The 24251-nt window shown below is 68.7% G+C and carries 20 protein-coding genes; 9 read left to right on the top strand and 11 right to left on the bottom strand.

Going from position 1 to position 24251, the window contains the following annotated elements:
* Positions 1-96: 96 nt before the first annotated feature.
* On the top strand, positions 97-1083 hold the full coding sequence (locus tag BLW84_RS33890) for a TrmB family transcriptional regulator (protein ID WP_093273963.1): 987 nt from the start codon (positions 97-99) through the stop codon (positions 1081-1083).
* A gap of 54 nt (positions 1084-1137) precedes the next feature.
* On the opposite strand, the gene BLW84_RS33895 is transcribed toward BLW84_RS33890, so the two are convergent.
* The gene (locus BLW84_RS33895) at positions 1138-4494 is read right to left on the bottom strand and encodes a TM0106 family RecB-like putative nuclease (protein WP_093274012.1); all 3357 of its coding nucleotides are present in this window, start codon (positions 4492-4494) and stop codon (positions 1138-1140) included.
* A 570-nt stretch (positions 4495-5064) separates the two neighbouring features.
* Here BLW84_RS33895 and BLW84_RS49480 point away from each other — a divergent pair.
* Entirely contained in the window at positions 5065-5325 is a 261-nt protein-coding gene (locus BLW84_RS49480) for a transposase (protein ID WP_245761573.1), read from the top strand.
* A 115-nt stretch (positions 5326-5440) separates the two neighbouring features.
* Here BLW84_RS49480 and BLW84_RS33905 read toward each other — a convergent pair whose 3' ends face one another.
* The 3 genes from BLW84_RS33905 to BLW84_RS33915 form a co-directional block, all read right to left on the bottom strand.
* A complete protein-coding gene (locus BLW84_RS33905; RefSeq protein ID WP_143061190.1) occupies positions 5441-6109 on the bottom strand; it encodes a hypothetical protein in 669 nt (222 codons plus the stop codon).
* A gap of 93 nt (positions 6110-6202) precedes the next feature.
* Positions 6203-7777: a 4-hydroxyphenylacetate 3-hydroxylase N-terminal domain-containing protein gene (locus BLW84_RS33910; protein ID WP_093273972.1), complete on the bottom strand. Its 1575-nt coding sequence runs from the start codon at positions 7775-7777 to the stop codon at positions 6203-6205.
* A gap of 38 nt (positions 7778-7815) precedes the next feature.
* On the bottom strand, positions 7816-8388 hold the full coding sequence (locus tag BLW84_RS33915) for a flavin reductase family protein (RefSeq protein ID WP_177226837.1): 573 nt from the start codon (positions 8386-8388) through the stop codon (positions 7816-7818).
* A gap of 422 nt (positions 8389-8810) precedes the next feature.
* Here BLW84_RS33915 and BLW84_RS33920 point away from each other — a divergent pair, with 422 nt between their 5' ends.
* On the top strand, positions 8811-11174 hold the full coding sequence (locus tag BLW84_RS33920) for a LuxR C-terminal-related transcriptional regulator (protein WP_093273977.1): 2364 nt from the start codon (positions 8811-8813) through the stop codon (positions 11172-11174).
* Here the strand turns inward: BLW84_RS33920 and BLW84_RS50485 are convergent.
* The 3 genes from BLW84_RS50485 to BLW84_RS33930 form a co-directional block, all read right to left on the bottom strand.
* Positions 11070-11342, bottom strand: a complete 273-nt coding sequence (locus BLW84_RS50485) for an integrase core domain-containing protein (protein WP_218157578.1) — start codon at positions 11340-11342, stop codon at positions 11070-11072. The two genes, BLW84_RS33920 and BLW84_RS50485, sit on opposite strands and share 105 nt — an antisense overlap.
* 565 nt (positions 11343-11907) lie before the next feature.
* On the bottom strand, positions 11908-12810 hold the full coding sequence (locus BLW84_RS33925; RefSeq protein ID WP_245761571.1) for an endonuclease/exonuclease/phosphatase family protein: 903 nt from the start codon (positions 12808-12810) through the stop codon (positions 11908-11910).
* A 12-nt stretch (positions 12811-12822) separates the two neighbouring features.
* A complete protein-coding gene (locus BLW84_RS33930; RefSeq protein ID WP_245761572.1) occupies positions 12823-14784 on the bottom strand; it encodes a glycoside hydrolase in 1962 nt (653 codons plus the stop codon).
* 71 nt (positions 14785-14855) lie between these two features.
* On the opposite strand from BLW84_RS33930, the gene BLW84_RS33935 reads away from it, so the two are divergent.
* Entirely contained in the window at positions 14856-15527 is a 672-nt protein-coding gene (locus BLW84_RS33935) for a response regulator transcription factor (RefSeq protein WP_093273982.1), read from the top strand.
* Complete coding sequence (locus BLW84_RS33940) at positions 15524-16867, top strand: sensor histidine kinase (RefSeq protein WP_093273984.1); 1344 nt, start codon at positions 15524-15526, stop codon at positions 16865-16867. The genes BLW84_RS33935 and BLW84_RS33940 overlap by 4 nt, the downstream gene beginning before the upstream one ends.
* A 69-nt stretch (positions 16868-16936) precedes the next feature.
* On the opposite strand, the gene BLW84_RS33945 is transcribed toward BLW84_RS33940, so the two are convergent.
* Entirely contained in the window at positions 16937-17209 is a 273-nt protein-coding gene (locus BLW84_RS33945; RefSeq protein ID WP_218157579.1) for a hypothetical protein, read from the bottom strand.
* A gap of 53 nt (positions 17210-17262) precedes the next feature.
* Between BLW84_RS33945 and BLW84_RS33950 the strand changes: the two genes are divergently transcribed.
* Positions 17263-17502 (top strand): hypothetical protein, encoded by a 240-nt coding sequence (locus tag BLW84_RS33950; protein WP_093273987.1) that lies wholly within the window; start codon positions 17263-17265, stop codon positions 17500-17502.
* Here the strand turns inward: BLW84_RS33950 and BLW84_RS49485 are convergent.
* Both BLW84_RS49485 and BLW84_RS33960 read right to left on the bottom strand, forming a co-directional pair.
* A complete protein-coding gene (locus BLW84_RS49485; protein ID WP_093273990.1) occupies positions 17479-17757 on the bottom strand; it encodes a hypothetical protein in 279 nt (92 codons plus the stop codon). The genes BLW84_RS33950 and BLW84_RS49485 overlap by 24 nt on opposite strands.
* A gap of 168 nt (positions 17758-17925) precedes the next feature.
* Positions 17926-18567, bottom strand: coding sequence for a GntR family transcriptional regulator (locus BLW84_RS33960; RefSeq protein WP_093273992.1), 642 nt, complete (start codon positions 18565-18567; stop codon positions 17926-17928).
* 194 nt (positions 18568-18761) lie between these two features.
* On the opposite strand from BLW84_RS33960, the gene BLW84_RS33965 reads away from it, so the two are divergent.
* Genes BLW84_RS33965 through BLW84_RS33975 form a run of 3 tightly spaced genes read left to right on the top strand, consistent with a single transcriptional unit; the run spans position 18762 to position 22814 of the window.
* The gene (locus BLW84_RS33965; protein WP_093273993.1) at positions 18762-20009 is read left to right on the top strand and encodes an MFS transporter; all 1248 of its coding nucleotides are present in this window, start codon (positions 18762-18764) and stop codon (positions 20007-20009) included.
* A complete protein-coding gene (locus BLW84_RS33970; protein ID WP_093273996.1) occupies positions 20009-21634 on the top strand; it encodes an N-acyl-D-amino-acid deacylase family protein in 1626 nt (541 codons plus the stop codon). Before BLW84_RS33965 ends, BLW84_RS33970 begins: the two co-directional genes overlap by 1 nt.
* A 40-nt stretch (positions 21635-21674) precedes the next feature.
* Positions 21675-22814, top strand: coding sequence for a mandelate racemase/muconate lactonizing enzyme family protein (locus BLW84_RS33975; RefSeq protein WP_093273998.1), 1140 nt, complete (start codon positions 21675-21677; stop codon positions 22812-22814).
* A gap of 457 nt (positions 22815-23271) precedes the next feature.
* Here BLW84_RS33975 and BLW84_RS47910 read toward each other — a convergent pair.
* The coding region (locus tag BLW84_RS47910; RefSeq protein WP_218157580.1) for a hypothetical protein at positions 23272-24251 on the bottom strand (980 nt) is incomplete at its 5' end.

Consider the following 24251-nt stretch of genomic DNA (forward strand, 5'->3'; position numbering starts at 1 on the left):
CCTGTCTCGTCTGACCTCCCGCCATTTGGGGCTGGGCAAGATCCATCGCCGCGCATAGTCTCCCCGCAGCGACGGGTGGAGGGAAGGCGGCCGCCGATGCTGGGCGCGTTGGGCCTGAGCCCCGAAGACGAAGCGGTCTACGGCGTGCTCGCTGGACGTGCCGAGGCGAACTCGGCAGAGCTGGCAGACGCCCTGCACCTGCCCGTACCGGTGGTCGAGGCGGCGCTGTCGCATCTGTTGGCGTGCGGTCTGGTGAAGTCCACCCCCGACGGCGAATTCACCGCGGCGCCGCCCGCGGTCGCGCTCGGGGCGTTGATCAGTGAACGGCGGGCGGCCCTGCGGAGCGCCGAGCTGGCGCTCGTCGAGCTCGCCGAGGAGCATCGCAAGGCGACGGCGGGCCGCACCATCAGCGAGCTGATCGAGGTGGTCACCGGCGTCGAGGCGGTCCGGCACCGGTTCGCACAGGTGCAGCACGCCGCCCGCACAGAGGTTCGCAGCTTCGTCACCGCGCCTGTCGTTGTCGTACCCATAGGTTCCAATTCGGCCGAGTCGCAGCTGGTGGCCCAAGGCGTGCGCTACCGGGTCGTGATCGAACGGGCGGTGCTCGCCGAACCCGGCGCAGTCGACGAGGCCATCGAGTCACTGCGCAAGGGCGTCGAGGTGCGGGTGGTCGAGTCGCTACCGATCAAGCTCATGCTGGCCGACACCGAGCTGGGCCTGGTGCCACTGACCGTCGCGCCTGGGGACGAGCCCGGTGCGGTGCTGCTGCACCGCGCCGGGCTGCTCACTGCGATGGACGCACTGTTCGAGATCGTATGGCGGTACGCCCATCCGCTCAACGTTTCCACATTCGGCGAGCTGACCGCCGAGGAAACTCACGGTGGAGACGCGGACGCCCCGACCGGGCTGGACCGAAGGATCCTGGCTCTGCTGTTGGCCGGGCTCACGGATCACGCGGTCGCCGCCCAGCTCGACCTCTCCCTGCGAACCCTGCAACGCCGCCTACGACATCTGATGGATCTCGCCGGGGTCGACACCCGGATGCAGCTGGGCTGGCACGCGGCACGCCACGACTGGGCCTGATCGAAGGGCACGCCAGCCTGCAGTACTAGGGCTGGGGCGAGTGGGGATTGGGGGTCAGCGAGCGGGCCAGGGGCGGGCGTCTCGCAGCAGTCCGAGCATCCCGGAGACGAGCCGCATCTGCTCGACCGTCCGGATGTCCGCTTCCAGCAGCCGCGGGCTGCACACCAGCACCGCCACCGACTGCGCTCGCGACAGTGCCACGTTCAACCGGTTGCGGGACAACAGGAAATCCAGTCCGCGGGGCAGGTCGATCGCTGACGAGGACGTCATCGTCGTCACCACCACCGGGGCTTCCTGGCCTTGGAACCGGTCCACCGTGCCGACGCGCACGTCGCCGAAACCGGCGTCGGCCAGTGCGTGCGTGACCGTCCGCGCCTGCAGGTTGTACGGCGCCACCACGAGGAAATCCGCGTCCGTCAGCGGACGGCCCTGCCACGTGCGCCCGTGCAAGTCCGCGATCACCGACACGACCTGCGCCGCTTCCTCGATCGACCGCGTGGTGTTCCCGCGGTGCTCCACCGACGCGAGGTACAGCCCGGAGGCGAAGCCGTCGACCGAACGGTCCGCGGACGGGTGCGAGTGCAGCAAACCCGCGTACGACAACCGGGAAACCGGCGCGCACACGGCCGGATGCATGCGTCGTGTCTGGTCCAGGAAGTAGCCCAGCTCGGTCGGCATGATGTCCGCATCGCCGATCAGGTGCCCCAACGCCGACGCCTCCGCGCCCGCCGGGTGCGTGCCCTGCACGACCTGCGGCAGCTGCTGCGGATCGCCCAGCAGCACCACGTTCTTCGCGCACATCGACACGGCCAGCGCGTCCGCGAGCGCGAACTGCCCGGCCTCGTCGATCACCAGTACGTCGAACGGTTCCTCGCGCACGGCGGCGTTCGCGAATGTCCACGCGGTGCCGCCGACGAGGTGCCCGTCGTTGTGCTCGTCGCGCCATTTCGCCAACGCGTTGTTCGTCTTCGGCTGTTCCCACGGCAGCGCGGGATCAGGCGTCCGACGCGGCCGTTTCGCGCACGCCATCGACGGCGCGTTGCCGAGCGCGGCGGACAGCACGTTCTCCACGGCCTTGTGGCTGTTGGACGTCACACCGACCGTCCGCCCGGACCGCACGAGGTGCGCGATCAGCTTGCCCGCCAAGTACGTCTTCCCCGCCCCGGGCGGGCCCTGCACCGCGAGCACCGACCCGTCGAGCGCGTCGACCGCCTCGATCACGGTGGCCACCGAGTCCTCGCCGGGCGCGGGCAGCGCACCGCCGCGCAACCGCGGGATCCGGCGCAGCAGGTCCACGCCCGGATGCGCGGGCAGCTCCGGGAGCGTTTCCCCGACCAGCCGGGCCAGGCCGGCCACGGCCTCGTCCTTCGGCGCGGGCCGCACCGGGCCGCCCGGCAGGACCGCGACCGGTCGCTCGTCCGACGTGCTGTCCGGCGCGCTGCTCTCCTCCAGCGTCAGCTCGACCGCCGACGCCGCCACGACCTTCGCGTCCCGCGCATCGGCGCTGTACCGCAGCCGCACGCCGTCCCCGACCGCGAACGGATGCGGCCGGTCCGGGTCGCACGTCACCACGAGCGTGCGCTTGGCCGTGCGCAGCCGTCCCGACGGCGGCGCCCACTCCTCCGCGGACACCGACACCGGCACAGCGCAGGTCGTGTCCACCTCGAGGTCGCCGACCGGTGCGGCGAGCTGCCGGAAGAACTCCCACCACGCCGGGTTCGTCTCGCGCCGGTGGTAGCCGACGGAGGCGGCGAGCAGCGCGCGAGCGTGGTCGTCCGGGGTGAAGTCGGCGGGATCGTCGGGCAGGCCGTCGAGCAGCGGGTCGACCAGCGCCGCCAGCGCGGCCGCGCGTTCGGCCCGGCGCAGCGCGGCCTCTTCCTCCTCCGTCTGCCGCAGCAGGGCGTCCACTTCGGACTCCGGTGCTGGGGTTGCGAGCTCGATGCCCGCTTCCTCTCGGACGCGGTGCAGGAATTCCAGCAGCCGCAACGTGGACACGCAGTCGTACTCGTTGTAGTCGGCGATGCCGCGCAGCACCTCGTCGGCCTCTTCGATGTCGCCGGCCTTGGCGAGCGTCAGGTAGTCCTCGTACGCCTCGATGCTCGACGCGGCCGTCTTCACGTCGCCGTCGCGGGCTTCCGGCATGTACAACGGTTCGAGGTACTTGATCGAGTACGATCGCTGGCCGACGCGCAAAGCCTTGCGCACCACGGCATACAGGTCGACCATCCGGCCGCTGCGCAGCAGTTCGTCCACGGCCTCCTCGCGCGTTCCGTGCACTGCGGCGAGCCGCTTGACGGCCGTGACCTCGTACGGCGCGTAGTGGAAGATGTGCGCGTCCGGATCGTCGGTCAGCCGGGCGGTGGCGAAGTCGACGAACTCCTCGAAGGCACGCTTCTCCTGCCGACGCGTATGCGCCCAAAACGGTGTGAAGCGCGCGTCGGGCGTGACGGCGCCGAACAGGTACTCCAGCCCGGCACCGCCGAGCGCATACGGGTCGCCTTCCATGTCGAAGAAGATGTCGCCCGGGCTCGGTGGCGGCAGCTCGGCCAGCGCCGACGGGTCGATGACCTCATACGCCAGTTTTCCGGTTTCGTCCTGCCGCACCTGGATCGCGGCCTGCGCGCGCAAGGTCGCGAACGTGCCCGCCGACATGTCACGCGGCCGGTCCGACGGCTCGGCGGTGGCGAGCGCGTCGATCGTGCCGAGCCCGGCCGTCGCGAGCTTGCGCCGCTGTTCGCCACGCATGCCCGCTACCAGCGACAGGTCCCGGTCCGCTTCGCGCGCGGACGAGCAGTGGACAGCGAAGCCGCAGCCGGTGCAGGCGGGGCGTTCGTCGGCCCACATGCGTTCCGGCAGCCGTGGCGGCCGCGTGACGAGCCGGTCACGGAGGCGATCGAGCAGCGGCAGGAAATCGTCGACGCGCAGGCTGCGCGTGGTGCCGTCACCGAGCAGCAGGTGCATCTCCGGCCCGGCCGGCCAACCAGCGCGGCGCAACGCGTCGGCGTACGCGGTGAGCTGCACGACCGCGGATGGCTTCGCGTGCCGCGCGAGCTTCGTGTCGTAGACCTCGTACCGGCCTTGGTCGTCGCGGAGCAGGAAATCGGCGCGGCCGGAGAACTCACCGTCGTGGAAGACGGCCTGGTAGACCACCGGCGCCCCCGCCCGCAGCGCTTCCTCGGTGGCCTTCGCGGCGGCGACCTGGTCGGGCTCGTCGATTTCGATCACGGTCTTGCGCTCGTCACGCAGCCGTTCCAGCGTGGCTGCCTCGTGCGCGTGGCCGTGCTTGACGGCCAGCCGGTCGGGCCCGGAGCCCGGGCGCGGCGCGCCGGGCAGTCCCGCCGCCAACGCTTGCTTGAGGATGCTGCGGTGTTCGCATTCGAGCAGGTCGGCGAGGTCGGACGGGGTATGCATCGCCTGGCAGTCTGACATGCGCGCCTGTCCGGGTCGGCACCATGGGTGCCGACACGCCGTGGCAGTAAACCCCGGTCGTGCGGGCGGTGATGACTCCGACGGCCGCCGGGTTCGACCGGTCCACGCTCGATTTGGCCGGGTTCCTGGGTGAGGCCACCCGGGTGCGTGATGTCGAAGTCATTCTTGACGAGTCAGAAGCACCACAGCGTCGAGGGCAAGCAACGACGCGAGAGGACCTAGCCGCAGATCCGGGAAAACCCGTGGAGTAAAAGAGTGTCCGAGGACGGAGTTGCCCCATATGCCTATCCGTTCCAGCGAGGCAGAATCGACTTGTAACACGGAGCACAGTCGAACCATTCCGTCCATCGTGGACAAATCCTGGGCGGCTGCGGGTGAGTAAACCGTTTCCCTGTCTGCGGAATCGATCATACCCCCGCTGATCGCCGGCTGGCCTGCCAGCTGCTGGGCCTGGACCGGGAGATCAAAAGCCTTGACAAGCAACTCACCGAACGCTTCCAAGCTCACCCCGACGCCGAACGGATCACCAGAATCGACGGCTTCGGGCCGATCCTGGGGGCCAGCTGCTGGCCGACACCGGCGGCGACCTGCTCGCCACTCTCGGCAACCCCGGCCGCCTACGCCGGCCTCGCACCGGTACCCCGCGATTCCGGCCGAGTGCGGGGCAACCTGCACCGCCCGAAGCGCTACCACCGCGGGCTGCGGCGAGTGTTCTACCTGGCCGCATTGTCGAGCATCAAACGGCCAGGCAGCCCCTCTCGTGGCTTCTACCAGCGCAAAGTAGTGAAGGAAAGGTTCACGCCCAGGCATTGATCGCGCTTGCCCGCCGCCTGGTCGACGTCATCTGGGCGCTCCTGCGCGACGGCCGCACATTCCAGATCACACCGCCCAACCTGCCTCAAGCGGCTTGACACGATCAATGAAGTTCCTAATGCTCCGCGATGTCGTCGATAGCCGGCGCGGAGGTCGCCGCACGCCACGGGCGTCCCAGCAGCTCTTCGGCGCCCTTGAGGTCACCGGCCGCCAGGCAGCTGCGTATCAGGGTGGAGGAGCAGGCCCGGCCGCCGTGGGCGACGAGCGGCACGGCGTCCAAGGTGAAGCCGAGCCGCCTTCCCGCGCGGCCGAGCAGGGCGGTGTCGCCACCGCCCCCTCGGCCGAAGCGGAAGTTCTCGCCCACCACCACGGCGCGAGCCCGGAGCGCGTGGCCGAGGACTCGGTCGGCGAACTCGTCGGCCGCGATGCCGGCCAGCGCCGCGGTGAACGGCAGCACGAGTACGGCGTCGATGCCGAGGCCGTGGGCGAGGCGGACGCGTTCTTCGAGCGACGCCAACTGCATGGGCGCGCGCTCCGGGCAGGTCACCGTGAGCGGGTGCGGGTCGAAAGTGAGCAACACGGACGGCAGCTCGTGCTGGGCCGCCCGCTCGCGCACCCGCCGGACCAGCGCGGCATGACCACGGTGGAATCCGTCGAAGACGCCCATGGTCACCGCGCCGCCTTGCCAGTCGGAGGGCACGTCGCGCAGGCCCGTCCACGTAGTACCCGAGGACCGGGCTGCCGACGTGAATTCCGGGCGGCTCGGGGACGATTGTGCTGTCACATCCGCATCCTTGGGGTGTCGAAGTACGGGTGATGCTCATCGTGCTGCTCCGAGCTGGGCCGGGGCGGCACCGGACCGCCCCGGCAGCAGCGGTCAGCGGCGGTGGATGCTCACGTCGTCCGGGTTGATCAGGTCCGGCACGGTCCAGCCGTTCAGGTCGTACTCGGCCATGCACTGCTCCGCGAAGCCCTTCATGGCGTCGGCGGTGCCGGAAGCCTGAGCGGTGAAGAGCATCTCCGCGCGCACCTGCTCGTGGTTGCCGGAGTAGTTGCGCTCGTACAGCTCGTGCCGGCCGCCGAACTCGCTGCCGATGGAGTCCCAGATCAGCTTCATCAGCTTGACCCGCTCGACGGAGTCGTAACCGTTGGACCCGCGCACGTACTTGTCCAGGTAGGGGCGGATCTCCGGGACGGAGAAGTCCTTGGCGTTGGAGTTGAGGTAGATCAGTCCACTGCCCAGGTCCTGCATGATGATTTCCTTGATCCGCGGGTAGCCCAGGGTCATGAACCAGCGGTAGGCCAGGCCGTAGTCGAGTTTCGGCAGGAGGGCGTCGTCCTTCCAGGAGTCCGGGTTGTTCGCCATGGCGTCGGTCAGGCCCCAGAACAGGTTGCGCCAGGCGATGACCTCGCCCACGCGGGTCTGGATGCCGCGGAAGTCCTTGGTGCCGGTGACCTCCACGCCCTTCATCAGCAGTCCGGCGATGAAGTCGAGCTTGACGGCGAGGCGCGTGCAGCCGTGGAAGGTGAAGCGGTGCAGGAAGCCCGAGCCGGGGAAGAACGTGCTGGCCTTCTCGGCGTCACCGTAGATGAAGACGTTCTCCCAGGGGATCTTCACCTTGTCGAGGATGAAGATGGTGTCGTTCTCGTCGAAGCGGCTGGACAGCGGGTAGTCGAACGGGCTGCCCATGACGTCGGCGTTCATCGCGTAGGAGTGCCGGCTGATCAGCTTCATGCCGGGCGTGCCCATCGGGACGGTGCAGACCAGCGCGAACTCCTTCTTCTTGATCGGCAGGCCGTAGTGGGCGATGAAGTTGAAGTGGGTGATGGCCGAGCCGGTGGCCACCACCTTGGCGACGCTGATGACCAGGCCGTCGTCGCGTTCCTCGTCGACGTGGACGAAGATGTCCTTGACCTCGTCGGGGTTGCGGTCGCGGTCGACCGGCGGGTTGATGATGGCGTGGTTCCAGTAGAGGACCTTCTCCTGCGACTCGGCGTACCAGCGCCGGGCGTTGTCGCCGAAGGGTTGGTAGAAGTCGCTGTTGGCGCCGAGGGTGCCGAGGAAGGCCGCCTTGTAGTCGGGGCTGCGGCCCATCCAGCCGTAGGTCATCCGCGCCCACTCGGCGATCGCGTCGCGGTCGGCGATCAGGTCCTCGCGGCTGCGCGGCGTGCGGAAGAACGGGTGGGTGAAGCCGTCGCTGCCGGTGTCGGTCGGCACGGTGAGCACCGACTGCTTGTCCGCGTCGTGCAGGGCGTCGTACAGCCGCGCCGTCATGCGCACCGAGTTGCGGAAGGCGGGGTGCTCGGTGACGTCCTTGACCTTCTCGCCATAGACCCACACCTCCCGTCCGTCGCGAATGGACTCGATGTACTCGTCGCCCGTCAGCGGGCGGGTCTTGCGGACGTTCGCCGCGGGCGGGGCGGCCGGAGAGCGGGTGTCTGCCTGAGTCATGTCTTTCCTAGCTGATCTCGAAGGTGTGTGATCGGGAATTACGAGGCGTGCCGCGTGGCGCGCCTCGCGTGCATCGCGGTGAAGGCCGGGGCGCCGGTGAACCATCCGCTCTCGGGGCTGTCCAGGCAGGCGCCCCAGTGGGCGCCCGCGTCCCGCCGGTCCAGGTGGCGGAAGGTTCCGGCGTGGAACAGCAGCGGTTCCAGATCGGTGATGTCGGCCTCGACCACTTCGCCGATGACGATCAGGTGGTCGCCGCCGTCGTAGGTGCGCCACGGGCGGCACGAGATCGTGGCGGCCGCTCCCGTGAGCACGGGGCCGAGGGGACCGTCGGACCACTGGGGTTCCGGCTCCACGGGCCGGCCGGCGAAGTGCCAGGCGGTGTCGGCCTGGCCGGCTGCCAGGATGTTGACCGCGAAGGGCGTGTCCTTCAGATACCGGCACGCCTTGGACTGGCGGGTGAGGGTCACCTGGCACAGGGCCGGTTCCAGGGAGACGGCGGTGAACGCGTTGACCGTGGCGCCGTGGCGTCCGCCGTCGGAGGTGGCGCATGTGACGACCGTGACGCCGGTGGCGAAGCGGCCGAAGGCGTTCCGGAGGTGGCGCTGGTTCACGTGGCCCACCTCGGAGAGCCGGCGGATGCGAGGCGCTCGCTCCTCCCGCATCCGGTGCCGCCGGGTTCCTTTACCAAGCGGCTCCTCCTCGTATGTGACATTGCCCCGCTCCTGCCTGTGGAGGTATGGCACGGGCCGGTGCCGTGCCTGCCACGGCACCGGTCCGCGTCGTGGTGATAGAAGACTGAACACGGGCGTGGCCGCGGTCTTGGGTGAGATGACCCCCTTCGGTACCCCCTCTGCCCGTGCGGGTACTCATCACTTCGAACCCGTGATCGCATTGATTCGCGGAAGTTATGGGTTCTGGTCGCGGGACTATGAATCGGGGCGCTGGCCGGGGAAAACACGGGCGTGCGTCCTTGGCACGAAGTGTCCTTCGACATAGGGTCAGCGGAACGGCCGAGGCGAGGACATCGAGGACCATGCACGACGACAGTGGACGCGGTTGTCTGGTCGGCGCTGGCGGTCTCACCAGTTTCGTGGGGCGTCGGCAGGAGATCGCCGGCGTGCGCAGGAGTCTGTCGGCCTCCCGGCTCGTCACGCTTACCGGTCCCGGTGGCATCGGTAAGACGCGGCTCGCTCTGGTGGTCGCGGACCGGGTCCGCAGGGCGTTCCGGGACGGTATTCAGGTCGTCCAGCTGGCCAGCCTCGACGATGCGCGCGAGGTGGCCTCCGCGTTCACCTCGGCGCTCGCCGTCCTGGACCAGTCGAACCGGTCCGCGACCCAGCAACTGGTCGATCATCTGGGAACCCAGCAGGTGCTGCTGGTCGTGGACAACTGCGAGCACGTGCTGACGGCCACCGCCGAACTGCTGGCCGAACTTCTCGAAACGGCACCGGGCCTGCGCGTCCTGGCCACCAGCCGCGAACCGCTCGGCATCGCGGGCGAGCTTGTCACGGTGATCCCGACCCTGTCGGTACCGACGGCCGAGCAGTTGCACGACGCCGCGAGCGTCGACCACAGCGAAGCCGTTCAGCTGCTGGTCGACCGGGCGCGCAGCGTCGCCCCGGACTTCGCCGTCACCGATACCAACCGCCTTGCCGTCCAACAGCTGTGCGAACGGCTCGACGGGATGCCGCTCGCCATCGAACTCGCCGCCATCCGGCTGCGCACGTTGTCAGTCGGCCAGGTCGTCGAGCGCCTGGACCGCCGATTCGAACTGCTCACCGGCGGCAGTCGCGTGGCTCGGCCGCGACAGCAGACGCTCCGCGCACTGATCGACTGGAGCCACGAGCTGTGCTCCGATGACGAACGCCTGCTGTGGGCGCGGATGTCGGTCTTCCCGGGCGGATGCGACCTGACGGCGGTCGAGGAGGTCTGCGGGTTCGGCGACTTCGCCGCCGAGCGCGTCGTCGACGTCCTCGACCGGCTCGTCGCCAAGTCGATCGTGATAGCCGAGCACATCGGTGAACGGGTCCGCTACCGGCAGCTGATGACCGTGCGCGAATACGGCGCCGAAAGGCTCGACGAACTCGGGGAACTGCCGGTGCTGCGGCGCCGCATGCGCGATCACTATCTGCGCCAGGCCCGCTCCATGGTGGAGCGCTGGTGCGGCCCCGGGCAGCACGAGATGCTCGCCACCATGCGGCGCGACCACGCCAACCTGCTCGCGGCGCTGGAATGGTCGCTCACCACGCCCGACGAGCATCCCGCGGGCGGCCGGCTCGCGTCCTTCCTGCGCTACCACTGGATCGCCGGCGGCTCGCTCAGCGAGGGAAGGCGATGGCTGGACCGCATCCTCGACGTGCTGGACGGCGACACCGTCGAGCGGGGGTCGGTGCTGTGGGTGGCGGCCTGGGCGACGCTCCTGCAGGGGGACCGCGAGGCCGCCGCCGTCCGCCTGGCGGAGCTGGAGCACGTGGCAGCGGTGCTGGACGACCCCGAGCTGGCCGCGCACGCCGCGAACTGGCGGGCCCTGTACCACCTCTTCAGCGGCAGCCTGCCCACGGCGATCGGCCTGTACCACCGGGCTGTGCGGGGACACCGGGCGCTCGGCAGCACCGGCGCGGTGCTCACCGCGCAGTTCCAGCTCGCCATGGCGCGCAACTTCCAGGAGCCCGCGGGCAACGCCCTGGAGACCTGCAGGGAGGTGCTAGCCGTGAGCGCCCGGCACGGCGAACGCTGGAATCACGCCTACGCCCTGTGGATCAGCGGCCTGCAGCACTGGCGCGCGGGCGACATGGCCGCGGCCAAGCAGGCCGCGACGGCGGCCCTGGAGATCCAGCGCGATTTCACCGACGGCGTCTGCACGGCCCTGGTGCTGGAGCTGATGTCCTGGATCGCCATGTCCAACCAGCAAGCGGACGACGCCGCCATGCTGGGAGCTGCCGCCGGAGCGGTGTGGCACCGGCTCGGCACCTCCATCGACGCGTTCGGACCCCACATCACCGCAGACTCCCTGCGCCTGGCCCAACAGGTCGTCGAAACGGTGGGCGCGGAACGGGTGGCGAAGGTCACCCAGCGCCTGGCTCATCTGACCAAGGCCGAGGCGATCGAGCTCGCCCTCGAAATCGACGCAGCCGTCAAGCCCACCACCGCGACGTGCGTCGCCCGAAGCTGCCCGCTCACGGACCGGGAACTGCAGGTGGCGCGCCTGATCGCCGCGGGACTGAGCAATCGCGCCATCGCCGAGAACCTGGTGATCTCGCCCCGCACCGTGGACGGCCACGTCGAGCGCATGCTAGGCAAGCTCGGCTTCGCCTCCCGCACCCAAGTCGCCTCCTGGATCGCGTCCCTCGACGAATCCGGTGACGAAGCCCGCGCACATCGGGCTCCAGCGCCTTGACCCTCCGATGCCGACTGAGATAGTGAAGTGCCGGAGGTAGCGGGTGAGGATTCGGCGAAGGTGCCGTTGGTTGACGATCAGGAGCCTGTCGAGCAGTTCGCGGCGTAGGGTTGCGATCATTCTTTCGCAGATCGCGTTCGCCTGCGGGGCTTGGGGCGGGCTGGTCAAGATCCGGATGTCGGCAGCGGCGAAGACCGCGTCGTGCGGAATAATCCCAATTCCGCGAGATCAATTTGCGGTGCCAGGCCAGGATCGTCGACGGCGTGACGGCGAACGCTTCGGTCCAGCGGCGACCGGGGATCAGACGCGACAACGCTGAGAGCCATAACCGGTCGGCAGGGGTGTAGCGAACCTGTGCGATCTGGCGGCGTAGCACCGCGTTCTCGTGCCGCAGGACGAGTATTTCGGCGTCCTTGGCCAAGTCTCGTTGCAGGAGCACGGCTGCGAAGCTGATCAGGCAGCGCACGGTCTGATAGATGATCGACAGCAACGTCCCATGATGATCTCGAACCGTCCAGTTCGGCAACAGCGCAGGTCGGGGCGCCGCATCGAGTTCCCGAGCCCCACAGCATGGATGAGGTATTCGGCAAGGGCACGGTTACAAGGAACGCCGATGTTTCCTCCATCCTCAGGCCAGCTCACGCCGCCACGCCGAGCACCTCAGCATCCACTCACCAGATCAACTCACCGATAACTGCGAAACCTCAGTCAACGTGATCAATGAATTTCTGGTTCACTTTGCGAAGTCCGCTAGCACCGCTCGGTGGTCGGATCCGTGTGTGCGAATGACTTCGGTGTTCGTGGGTCGCAGTCCGCATTGGAGGATGTGATCCAGCCGTACCACCGGAAGTGTCGCGGGCCAGGTGAACCCGAAGCCGGAGCCTGTGTCCTGCTGGACGGGGCGGACCTTCGGTGGCAGCAGGCGCATCGCGCGGTCGTCGGTCGCTGTGTTGAAGTCGCCCAGCACGATCGCGCGGGGCGAGTCGTCGGCGCGGCGGACGTCGGCGAGGTGGGACAGGGCCCGGTTGCGTTGGTCGATGGAGCCGGGGCGCAGGGACGGCAGGTGAACTACGTAGACCTCGATCCGGCCGTGGGGCGTGTGGACCTGGGCGCGCATCGCGCGGGTCCAGTCCAGGCCGAGGTCGACCGGTTCGACGTCGTCGACCGGGTAGCGACTCCAGAGGCCGACGGTGCCGATGGTCGCGTGGTGCGGGTGGTCGTCGCCCAGGGCCGTCTGGAGCGCCCTGCGCGCAGGGGTGGTCAGTTCCTGCACACCGATGACGTCCGCGCCGGTCGCGGCCAGATCGGCCGCGGTCGACGCGGGGTCGTCGTTGCCCGCGAACAGGTTCTGGCTGACGACCCGCAGGTCGCTGCTGGCGGCCGAGGCGTGCGGGAGCAGGTTCGCTCCGAACAGTACGCACCATGCCAGGGTGGGGGCCAGAACCGCCACCGTGGTTCGCGCCCTGGCCAGGAGTCCAGCGACGAGTAGGAGCGGGATCGCCAGGCCGAGCCACGGCGCGACGCTGTCGAGCAGCGTGCCCGTTCCGGCGACATCCGGGATCAGGGCGTGGCCGGCGATGAGCAGCGCCAGTGCTGCCGAGGCGACCAGGACCACCACGTCACGCACGCGACGCATCGGCATCTCCTCTCACAGTCCGGTCGGGCAGATCCGTTGCGGCGTACCGCCCTTGACCGACGCGTCCACGCACCCCGCGGGCAGCCCGTCGTGGGGGTGGGCGGAGAAGTTGGCGGTGACGGTGAGAGCGCTATCGCCGAACGAGGTCCGTTGCACCAGGTGGTCGGGTGTGAGCCAGCGGAAGTCGGTCATCGGCTCGGTGGCCGCGGCCTCGTGCAGCGGCTCGAAGTACCGCTGCAGTTCGGCGATCTGCTTGCCGTGACTGTCCAGTTCGGACTTGTCGAGGACCAGGTTCAGCGGCGTGTTGTACAGCATCGCCAGCATGGCCCGGTCCCTGCTCTGGTCCGGCAGCTTCGACCACGACAGTTCCCAGCGGTCGGTGCTGATGACCGAGTCGTGCAGCACCGTCTGGTACAGCGGCACCCGGAACTGCGGGGCGAACATGGCCTTGGCCAGGTCCGCGGGTAGGTGCACCGGTTTGAAGAAGAATGCCGGTGCTCCCTGCGGGGCGTAGCCACCCCAGGTCTCCCGGTCCTTTTGCAGCTTCCACAGCCCGTCGCTGACCGGGGTCAGGGAGCCGTGGCTGTAGGTGAGGACGCGGTTGGCCCACGCGCCAGAGTTCTCCGAGCCCAGCACGAGTTTCCGGTCGCCGGAGAGCCATCCTATGCGGTCGAGGCGGTTCTTGCGGTCCTCGGCCTTGTTCATGGGGTGCTGCGGGCTGTGGTCGGTGTGCAGTTCGCCGGCCGCGTCAACGTCGAGGAAGTAGCTGGTTGCGCCGTTGGCGGTCATCTCGCGGGTGCGGTTGGCCAGGTACTGCTCGGTCGGCTCGGCGCGAGCGAACGACTCGGAGCTCAGGTAGCAGCCGCGGCCGCCGAAACCGGTCATGACCTTGCCCTGGGCATCACGGACGCAAGCGTCCTGCCAGACCGGGGCGGGCCAGCGGGACGACGGGTTGTCGGCGGTGGCCGGGTCCTGGGCGTTGGCCCACGAGTCGTAGGGACCGACGAGGTATCCGGCTTGGTTGGCGGCGTCCACGGCCTGCTTGGTCATCGGGTGGTCGTCGGCGTCGTAGCCGAGCCACATGCGGTTCAGCCCGAGCTGGCGCATGCGCTGGATTCCCTCGGGGGTACGGGCCTCGCCCCAGGTGTATGCGTGGAAGGCTCCGATGAGCTTGCCGACCTCGGGGTTGCGGGCGATCTTCCGTTGCAGCGGTTCGATCCCGCCGTGGTGCTGCAGCCAGTCGCGGTAGTCGCGGGCGGCGGCCACCGGCGAGCCGTCGGTGAGCGCGAACGACATCGTGTAGTCCATTGTGGACTCTTGTGGGGTGAAGTCGTGCACCGCTTCGGTGCGCAGTCGACCCTGGTCGGAGACGAAGCGCAGCGACGTGCCGATGTCGGACCCGGCGATGTAGCCGGCCCCGTGCCCGGGCTGGCTGGTGCCCCAGAACGGCATGGTCAGCCCGTCGGCCATGCCGAATTCCGCCCCGGCGAGCCCGGCGGCGTCGGAGTTCCACCACGGGTCGGCCGCCGGCACGGACAGGCCTTCCCCGCGTGGGAACTGGATCTCCTGCACGGACCGGTCGGTGCCGGTCACCGGCCAGGTCATCGAGCCCTGCTCGTCGGCGTGCACGGTCATCTCCAGCCGTCCGGCCTGCGTGGCGGCCGTCACGGTGAGTCCCTTGGCCGGGTAGCGCCAGGTCGCCTTTCCACCGTCGGCGGCCACCGTGCTCGGGGCGCCCAATGCGTCGGCCGCCGGGGCGGACAGCTGCCAGTTCGCTCCGTCGTCGGCCTCGGCTCGGACGCCTAGCGACGTGGTGTCCACCACGGCCCTGCCGCCCTTGACCGGGACGACGATCTGCTTGTCGTTCACTTCGATCTCCGGCCGGTCGGACGCGGTGGCAGTGGCGCACGCGGTCGTCGCCACGCACAGCACGCCCAGCAGCCCGGCCAGTCGGATTGCGTTGTCACGTTTCACGCTCGTCAGAGTTGTCACCGCAGATGAGAGTTCGATGAGAGCTGTGGGTCACGGCGTAGTATCCGGGTGCTGTGCGTGTGCTTGTGGTCGAAGATGAATCCGTTGTGCGTGACGCCGTGGTGCGTGGCCTGGAGTCCGAGGGTTACGACGCCCGGTCCGCTGGCGACGGCGCGAAGGCGTTGACAGAGATCGCACGGTGGCAGCCAGACGCGATCGTCCTCGACTTGCTGATGCCGTTCATGGACGGCCTCACGCTGTGTCGGCGGCTGCGCACCGAAGGCGACCGGACCCCGATCCTGGTGCTTACCGCCCGGGACGCGATCGCCGACCGGATCGCCGGGCTGGACGCGGGCGCCGACGACTACCTCGTCAAGCCGTTCGACCTCGACGAACTCCTCGCACGGGTGCGGGCGCTGCTGCGGCGCAGCTATCCGGAGGACGATGCGGTGCTGCGCTTCGCCGATCTGAGCATGGACACGGCGGCCCACCGGGTGCTGCGTGGCGACCGCCTGGTGGAGCTCAGCCGCACCGAGTTCACGCTGCTGGAGGTCCTGTTGCGCAACGTCGAGCAGGCGTTGCCGCGCGAGACGATCACGGAACGGGTGTGGGGCCGGGACTTCGGACCGGCGTCGAACTCGCTGCAGGTCTACGTCCGCTACCTGCGCCGCAAGCTGGAAGCCGGGGGCGAGCCTCGGCTGGTCCACACCGTACGTGGCATCGGCTATCGGCTCGGTGCGCTGTGAGGCGCCCGCTGCGGCTGCGGATCGCGCTGGCCACGGCGGTCTCGGTGGCCGTGGCGGTGGTCGGCATGGCGCTGGCCGGGTACGCGATCGTGGCCCACGAGCTGGACCGGTCGCTGAACCTGGGGCTGACCCGCGAGGTCAACCGGCTGGTGCGGCACGAGCAGGCCTCGCCCGGTGCGTGGACGCCGTCCGGGCCGTGCGTGTTCCTCGCCGCTCCGGCGTGCGTGCAGAAGGTCGCCGCGAACGGCCAAGTCGACGGCGAGGGCGGACTTCCGGTGGACCGGCACACGCTCGACGTCGCCGCCGGGCGCGCGGACGCCTACTTCAGCGACATCACGCTGGAGGGGCATCCGGTGCGAATGGTCACCGCTCCCTTGGTACCTGGCACCGCGATCGAGGTGGCGGTGCGGTCGGACCGGGTCGACGAGAGCCTGCGGCGGATCAGCCTGGCGTTGCTCGCCACCGGAGCGGTGGGGATCGTGTTGGCCGCCGTGGCGGGTTTCGTCGTGGCACGCACCGGGCTCGCACCCGTGGCCGCCCTGACCAGGACCGCGGAGCGCGTCGCCCGCACCCGCGATCCCGAGCACCGCATAGAGGTGCGCGGTGAGGACGAAATCGGTCGTCTGGCAACGAGTTTCAACACCATGCTCGGAGAGTTGCAGAAGGCGCTAGGCGCGTTGCAGGGGTCGTTGGACGCGCAGCGGCGCCTCGTCGCCGACGCCTCGCACGAGCTGCGGACGCCGTTGACCGGGCTGCGCACCAACATCGACCTGCTCGCACGCGGCGACCGGCTCGACCCGCAGCAGCGGGAGGCGACGATCGAGGCACTGCACGCCCAGGCCGGCGAGCTGACCGGGCTGGTCACCGACCTGATCGACCTCGCACGTGGCGACGAGGCGGTCCCGGAGGAGACCGAGGACGTGCGGCTGGACCGGCTCGTCGAGCAGTGCGCGGCCAGCGCCCGGAAACGCCGCCCGGACCTGTCATTCGACACCGACCTCGAACCCACCGTGATCGACGGGGTGCCCCGCACGCTCGCCCGCGCGATCACGAACCTGATGGACAACGCGGCGAAGTTCAGCCCCGTTGGCGGTGCGGTCGAAGTGCGCCTGCAGGACCGCGAACTGACGGTCCGCGACCACGGCCCGGGCATCGCCGCAGCGGACCTGGATCGGGTCTTCGACCGCTTCTACCGCGCCCCGGACGCGCACGGCTTACCCGGATCCGGCCTGGGGCTGGCAATCGTGTTGCAGGTCGCCACCGCCCACGGAGCCGAAGTGACCGCCGAAGCTGCGCCCGGCGGCGGGGCACTGTTCCGGCTCCACTTCCCGCCGGAGTGAACTAGTTCGCCGTAGCCAACAGGTGGCCTGACGAGCCCACTGCGGCCTGACAACATCATTGGGCATCACTCACAGTGCCCATACCCGCCGGGCGATCAGACCGCTGGCTTGTGCGGGCAGGAACTCGCGCCAGGTTGGGCCGCGGCGGCGCGGGGCCGGATCGATTCCGGCTGCGTGCAGGATTTCCCAGACGGTGGAGGCGGCGATCGGGTGTCCGAGCCGGGCCGGTTCGCCCTGGGTCCGGCGGTGTCCCCATCGGCTGTTTTCGCGGGCGAGGCCCAGCACGAGCTTCTTGAAGGAGAGCAGACGTCGGGTGACCTTGTACAGCAGCGACACGATCACACAAGCATGGTCGCAGACCTACCTCTGGAGCTGGGGCCGTTTGATCAGCAACGATGAATAAACGAGCCCCTCAGCGCGTCGACTTCTTCGTGGACGACAGCGGTGCGGCAACGGTCAACGAGGTCAACACGTTTCCCGGCTTCACGTCGAATTCACAGTATCCCCGGATGTGGCAGGCCATCGGCCTGGACTACGCAGACCTCCTGAACAAGCTGGTCACCACTGGGCTCGTGTGTCGACGGTCGGCGGCTTCGTGTCCTAGCAGGCTCCTAGCGTGTATGCCTGGGGAGTAGCAGGCTGCGCGATTCGTGCCTGTGGGCTGCGAAGACGCGCGCCTGGGCGGCATCCGCACCGCCAGCCCGCCGACGGTCGCTCGGGGTGAATCGCACTCTTTGCTTGCCGAGTTGGCGTTCCAGCACCGTGATCTGATGGCGCAAGACGAGGATTTCTGCGTCCTTGTCTCGATCGTTCATAGGCAGCAGGCGCAGCATGGCGAACGCATTCGTGACGCCGGGTAGGCCAGTCGCAGCAGCGCGGTCGATCATCATGTCGCGCTTACCGTCAGGTGCGTGAGAGCGCCGATGCAAGAGACCACGGCCGGAACCCTGGAAACTGCTTCCACCTGCACGGATGAGGTATTCGGCAAGGGCAGATCGCCTCGGATTCTCGGAAGACTCTGATGGCCGTCGCAGCGGCACGCTGCTGACGTCGTGCCGTCAGTCGTCGAGGTAGATACCGATGTGCTCGGTGATCTCGGCCTCGGCGCGTTGCGGGTCGCCGGAGCTGAGGGCGTCGAGGAGTGCGCGATGCTGTTCGACCACGGCGTGCGGGCTGTCATGGTGCGGGGCGTCGCGCAGGAAGTATGCCCGCACCCGAGGCTGGATCGTGCGCCAGATCTGCAGCGACTGCGTGTGCCGCATGGCCACGATCACGGTCTCGTGGAACGCGACATCGAGGTCCGCGAGACGTCGCGCGTCGAGCGGGTGGGCCGCTGATTCCATTTGCTGAACGATCACCTCGAGCGCAGCGCGGAGCTCCTCGTTCCCCGCCTTCGCCGCATCGCGGAACGCGACTTTCTCGATGACGAGACGGATCGGCACGAGAATCTCGGAGATCTCCGTCTGGGGGATCTCTGCGACGACGGCACCGCGATAGGAGTGCGAGACGACGAGGCCCTCTTGTTCGAGAACCATGATCGCTTCGCGGACCGGTCCCCGGCTGATGCCGTAGTGCGCAGAGATGTCGCGCTCGACGAGCCTTTCGCCGGCAGCGAGTTCACCCGAGGCGATGCGTTCGCGCAGGTTGCGCAGGACCCAGTCGCGCCTTGACTCGGGCGGCGAAGCAGGCAGTGCCGACATCGTGCAGGACTCCTTGGTTGGGCGCCTCAGCCTAGCAGATGGCCGATGGTTGACCATCTGCCATTTGCGACCTACTGTCAGCGTCTCGTCAGGGAGTTCCGTGGAGAGGCTGGGCAATGAAGCTAGGGACATCAGCACGGCAGACGCGCACGGACACCAGCCATCGAGTACCGGGCAAGGTCACGACCGCGGCGGTGCTGGGAACGGTGCTCGAGTGGTACGACTTTGCGATCTACGGCGCGATGGCCGCTGTCATCGGACGCCTTTTCTTCCCGACGGACGATCCGACGGTCTCGCTGCTGGTGGCCCTCGCCTCGTATGCGGTGGGGTTCGTGTGCCGCCCCCTCGGCGCGATCTTCCTGGGGCGTCTCGGCGACCGTGCCGGCCGTCGGAGCATGCTCGCTCTGACGATGGTGATTGTCGGCGTCTCGAGCCTGCTCATCGGTCTGCTCCCGACGTACGCCTCGGTCGGTTTGCTCGCCCCAGCGCTGCTCGTGGCGTTGCGGATGATCCAGGGCCTGGCGGTGGGCGCCGAGTGGACCGGCGGGGCGACGTATCTCCTCGAGCACGCACGCACTGGCCGGCGTGGGTTGTTCTCAGGCATCGTGCAGGCATCTACGGTTACCGGGTTCCTGTTTGGGACCGGCATTGCCACCGTCATCGTCCGAGTCATACCTGAGCAGACAGTCGACGCGTGGGGGTGGCGCGTCCCGTTCCTCGTCGGCGGCGTCGTCGCGGCGATCGGGCTGTTCGTCCGCCTCAAGCTCGACGAGTCCCCGGCCTACCGAGAGTTCGGCGAAGGCGTGCGCTCGAATCAGCAGAGCACGAACGATGTCCCTGCCGCCGATGACGAGTGGCGAACACCAACGCGCCGCAACTGGTTGCTCGTGCTCGGCATCGTCTTCGGCGTGACCCTCTACGGGTACACGGCGACCAGTTTCCCGGCGTTCCTGGCCGGCGTCGACGCCCTTCCGCTGGCGGATGCCCTGACGACCAACGTCGTAGCTCTGCTGATCGAAGTGCCGCTGATCATCGCCGCGGGTGCCCTGTCCGACCGTGTCGGACGCAAGAAGCTGATGATGGGCGCCATGGCGCTCTTCGCGCTCGGCACCTACCCGGTCTTCGCGCTCGTCGCCAGCGGCACCATCGCCGGTGCCCTCCTCGGCCAGGTCGTCTTCGTCGTCTTGTTCGCCACGGTCTCGGGCCCGATGGCAGCGATGTTCATCGAGTTGTTCCCCACTCGGGTCCGTTCGACCGCGTTCTCCAGCTCATACAACATCGGCGTGGCGGTCTTCGGTGGCACCGCGCCCTTCGTGAACACGTTCCTCGCGACATCGACCGGTGTCGACGTCGCCCCAGCGTTCTACCTCACCTTCGGGGCGCTGATCTCGCTTGCCTTCCTCAGCCGCGTGCGCGACCGTCACGACCAGGAGCTCCGCTGATGCCCGCGGTCATCGCTCCCGCCGTCGACCTCGTCCTGCTCGGCGGGAAGCTTGTCGACGGCACGGGCGCACCCGCACGGGTGGCCGACGTCGCTGTCAAGGACGGGCGAGTAGTTGCCGTCGAGAGCGGCCTGCGCGCCGAGGCGGGGCAACGCATCGATGTCACGGGGCTGACCGTTGCCCCCGGCTTCATCGACTCGCACAGCCACAGCGACTGGTCGGTCCTCGGCAACCGCGACGCCCAGAGCACCATCCGTCAGGGTGTGACGACCGAGGTCGTCGGCAACTGCGGCGTCACGTACGCACCCGTCTCTCCGGCCGGTGTCGACGCAGCCCGCAACGCGCTGGGCGCGTACGGGTACGAGGGAGAGGTCACGTGGCGCCGCTTCGCAGATCTGCTCGACGTCGTGCATCGCCACGGCGGGGGAACGTCTCAGAACCTGGCGTGGTTCGTCGGGCACACGGCTCTGCGCGATGCAGCCGAGGTACGCGGTACCGGCGCCGACGCTGACGGCATCACGCGGATGGTCCGACACCTTGAGGAGGCGATGGACGCGGGGGCGCTCGGGATGTCGAGCGGCCTGGAGTACGGCTCCGGGCGTGATGCGACCACCGATGAGCTCACCGGCGTCGCCGCCGCGCTCTCCCGGTACGACGGCATCTACGCCAGCCACATCCGCAACCGCGACGCCCACCTCCTCGACGCAGTGGATGAGTTCCTCGCCATCGCGCGGCACAACAACCTTCGTGCGCAGCTGTCGCACCTCAACGTTCGCCACGACACCGGCGCGTCGCCGGATGCCTGGCACGAGGCCGTCGGCCGACTCGCCGCCGAGCGAAAGGCAGGGATGGACGTGCTTGCAGACATGACCCCCTACCCGCACGGCATCGGCCTCGCCACCGGCCTGCTACCGGGATGGATTCTCGCCGACGGTCCTGCCCAGACCGCACGGCTACTGGATGACGCCGAGGTTCGGGGCCGGCTGCGCGGCGACTGCGACCGGTACTGGCGGTTCGTGCACAAGGGCCAGTGGGACCGCGTCGTCCTCGCGACCAGTCCGGCGACACCGGAACTGGAGGGCTTGTCCTTCCCACAGATCGCCGAGCGCCGGGGACAGGACTGTTGGGACGCGTTCTTCGATGTCCTCCAGACAGCCGGGGCGGACATGCACGCCGTGCAGCTGATGGGTCGATTGTTCACTCCCGAACACGTCGCCGAGGCGATCGCCCATCCGCTGTTCTGCCTCGGCGTCGACGGGTTCACCAGCCGCACCGACGGACCTCTCGCCGAACGCACGCGCCACCCGCTCTTCTTCACCGGCCACACCCATTACATCGCCCACCACGTCCTGCAGGCCGGCACCCTCACCCTCGAGGAGGCAGTGCGGAAGATGACCTCGATGGTCGCCGACCGCTTCGCACTGCACGGGCGCGGGCGCGTCCAGGTGGGAGCACACGCCGATCTCGCCGTGCTCGATCTCAAGGCCCTCGCAGCCCAGGACACGTTCGATTTCCCCGGGCGCTACGCGGCTGGGGTACCCCACGTCATCGTCAACGGCCGGCTCGTCGTCCACGACGGACAGCACCTTGGCACCCGTGCAGGGCATTACCTGCCGCGAAGCTGACCACGCATCAGAACACCACTACACCACGAAAAGGGAGACAGTGAAGATCATCGACGTCAGGGCCACCGGACTGCGCGGCGCGACGCCTGAAGGAGGCTGGCAAGAGGAGCTGACGCAGGACGACGTGGTGCACACCCTCGTCACCGTCCACGCCGAGGACGGATTGATCGGCATCGGCAGCGTCTTCACCAGCGAGAACTTGGTGCGAGGCGCGCTTGAGGTGCTGCGTCCCCTGATCATTGGTTCCAACGCGCTGGAGCCCGAGCGCACCAGCGAGCGGCTGCACCGCACCACGTTCTGGATGGGGCGTGGCGGATCGATCACACACGCCATCAGTGGCATCGACACCGCGCTGTGGGACATCCTCGGCAAGGTCACCGGCCAACCGGTTGGCCGCCTCCTCGGCGGCCGCTATCGCGAGCGCGTCCGCCCGTACGCTTCCCTGCTCATGGACCAGCCCGAACCGCTGCGCGCTCACCTGCTCCAACTGCGGAACGCCGGCTGGACGGCGTTCAAGATCGGCTGGGGACCGTTCGGCCGCACCGATGAGCGCCTTGACGAGCGCATCGTCGCGGCCGCCCGCGAGGCCATCGGACCCGACGCGATGCTCATGGTCGACGCCGGCGGCAGCGACAGCGCTTGGACCCAGGGCTACAAGTGGGCACTGCGCACCGCACACATGCTGCGCGACTACGACGTCGCTTGGTTCGAGGAACCCCTGCCTCCGGACGCGCTTGACGATTACACCCACCTGCGCCGCCTCGCCCCCGTCGCGATCTCCGGTGGAGAGGTGCTGACCCGCCGGCAGTCGTTCCACCCGTGGATCGAGGCCGGCGCGCTCGACATCGTCCAGCCCGACGTCACCAAGGTCGGCGGCACCAGCGAGCTGAGGCGCATCGGCTGGGCGGCCCACGACCACGGTGTCAAGCTCATCCCGCACGGCTGGAACACCGCCGTCGGCCTCGCGACCGATCTCCAGCTCGCGTCCGCGCTGCCCGACACGGACCTCGTCGAGTACGTCACCGGATCGCCGTACATTGACGACATCACCGCTCGGCCCTGGCAACTCGACGACGACGGCATGCTCGCCATCCCTGACGAACCCGGCCTCGGCATCGACCTCGACCCCGGCAAACTCGCCCAGTACACCGACGCCGCCCACCTGCTGGGCGCAGCATGACGCTGCCTTTTCGTGCCCGGTTGTGGATAGACTGCGGCGGCCGCGGCTTCCCGCGAGGCCAACTCAGTGACCGCCCAGCCGATCAGGGCAGCGCGTCAGCCGGCCTGCGGCGGCCGTCTCAAGGTCGGCGTGCACTACCACGCTGCGGGGTCTTCTCCTGTCAGGCGCAGCAGAATGCCTTCTAGCGGCTCGGCTCAGATCCTTGGCCTTCCCATCGCCCCTTTTGGCGTGGTCGGCCCGCTGGGAGTGCCGGCGATCTGAGTGATGAGGAAATCGAGTCGTTCCTCCTGGCCAGCCGGGGACATGCAGCCGCTGTCCGACAAGACAGCCATGCCGTGCAACGCGCTCCAGATGACTTCTGCGAACAGTTCGCGTCGGTCGTTGTCCGGGCGGAAGCAGCTGACGAACTCGTCGCTTTTCGGGATGGAATCGCGAAGCGCGAGTTCGATGCGATCGCTTACTCGGCCGTGTAATCGTCCTCGTCCTCGAACTTCTCGTTGATCTCCTCGATCGCGTGCCGTGCCGCCATTGCCAGGTGGCGGGGGCACAGCCAGGCGTCAGGTGCGCTGACGTCGGCGGGTTCTGCGAATTCTGCCGGCGCGTAGAGGTGGTTGAGGTGCTGCTGCAGGTCTCGGTTCTCCGTGGGGTGTGCATCGCCGTGGGCGCATTGGCCTTCCGCCGGGTGGGCGTCCACTGTGGATAGAATGTCTCGGATGTCTTTCGCTACGCCGTAGGGCATTTCCACGATCTCGACGCACCAGGTGGCGATCAGCAGTGGAACGGTTCGCTCGACCGGATCGGCGTCCGCTGCCAGTGCCGCGTACCGGCGGGCTGCCCACAGGCCTGCCTCTTGCACGTCGCGATGCTCGTCGAACTGGTTGTCCTCGATCAACGCGGTCAACGAGCCGATGTCGATTCTTCCGTCGGGGCGCAGGAATTCCGCGTCGAGGCGCGCGGTGTCCCGGCTGCCGAACAGCGTCTCCCGCCCCTGCCGCAACTCGCCCAACGCGGTCTCGGCGAGGCCGCGGAGGAAAGCGGGGCACAGCCAGTTCCGCACCGGGAGCCGGTCCTCGTCGTGCCATGCCGCGTGGCAGGCCCTGCCGCCCGGACTGCGCAGCCGGATACCGTCCGCGGCTGTGCCTGCGGCGTCGAAGCCCGTTTCGGGGTGTTCGTCCGGCGCGTGGGCGCAGGTGCCGTCCCCGAGTTGGGGCAGCACCACTTCCAGGCCCTCGATCATCGAGTCGAGCACGGACGAGGTCCGGATCCGGCCGGAGACCGCGTACCAGCAGCTGGCGTACATCGTCACGACGTATCCGGCCCGCACGCCGCGAGTCGGGTGGCTGGGCAACGAGCCGGCCAGGTATTCCAGGGTCCAGCGCGGGTCGGCGTACGGGTAGTCGTTGAGGATGCCGTCCAGGTCCTTGATGTCCGACTCGT

It is taken from the genome of Saccharopolyspora shandongensis (assembly GCF_900106995.1).
GTDB lineage: Bacteria > Actinomycetota > Actinomycetes > Mycobacteriales > Pseudonocardiaceae > Saccharopolyspora > Saccharopolyspora shandongensis.

Bases quoted from the DNA above. Each gene is read 5' to 3' on its own strand.
- BLW84_RS33890 (WP_093273963.1), top strand. From the start codon at position 97: ATGCTGGGCGCGTTGGGCCTGAGCCCCGAAGACGAAGCGGTCTACGGC.
- BLW84_RS33895 (WP_093274012.1), bottom strand. From the start codon at position 4,494: ATGCATACCCCGTCCGACCTCGCCGACCTGCTCGAATGCGAACACCGC.
- BLW84_RS33910 (WP_093273972.1), bottom strand. From the start codon at position 7,777: ATGACTCAGGCAGACACCCGCTCTCCGGCCGCCCCGCCCGCGGCGAAC.
- BLW84_RS33920 (WP_093273977.1), top strand. From the start codon at position 8,811: ATGCACGACGACAGTGGACGCGGTTGTCTGGTCGGCGCTGGCGGTCTC.
- BLW84_RS33925 (WP_245761571.1), bottom strand. From the start codon at position 12,810: ATGCGTCGCGTGCGTGACGTGGTGGTCCTGGTCGCCTCGGCAGCACTG.
- BLW84_RS33950 (WP_093273987.1), top strand. From the start codon at position 17,263: ATGAATAAACGAGCCCCTCAGCGCGTCGACTTCTTCGTGGACGACAGC.
- BLW84_RS49485 (WP_093273990.1), bottom strand. From the start codon at position 17,757: ATGATGATCGACCGCGCTGCTGCGACTGGCCTACCCGGCGTCACGAAT.
- BLW84_RS33960 (WP_093273992.1), bottom strand. From the start codon at position 18,567: ATGTCGGCACTGCCTGCTTCGCCGCCCGAGTCAAGGCGCGACTGGGTC.
- BLW84_RS33970 (WP_093273996.1), top strand. From the start codon at position 20,009: ATGCCCGCGGTCATCGCTCCCGCCGTCGACCTCGTCCTGCTCGGCGGG.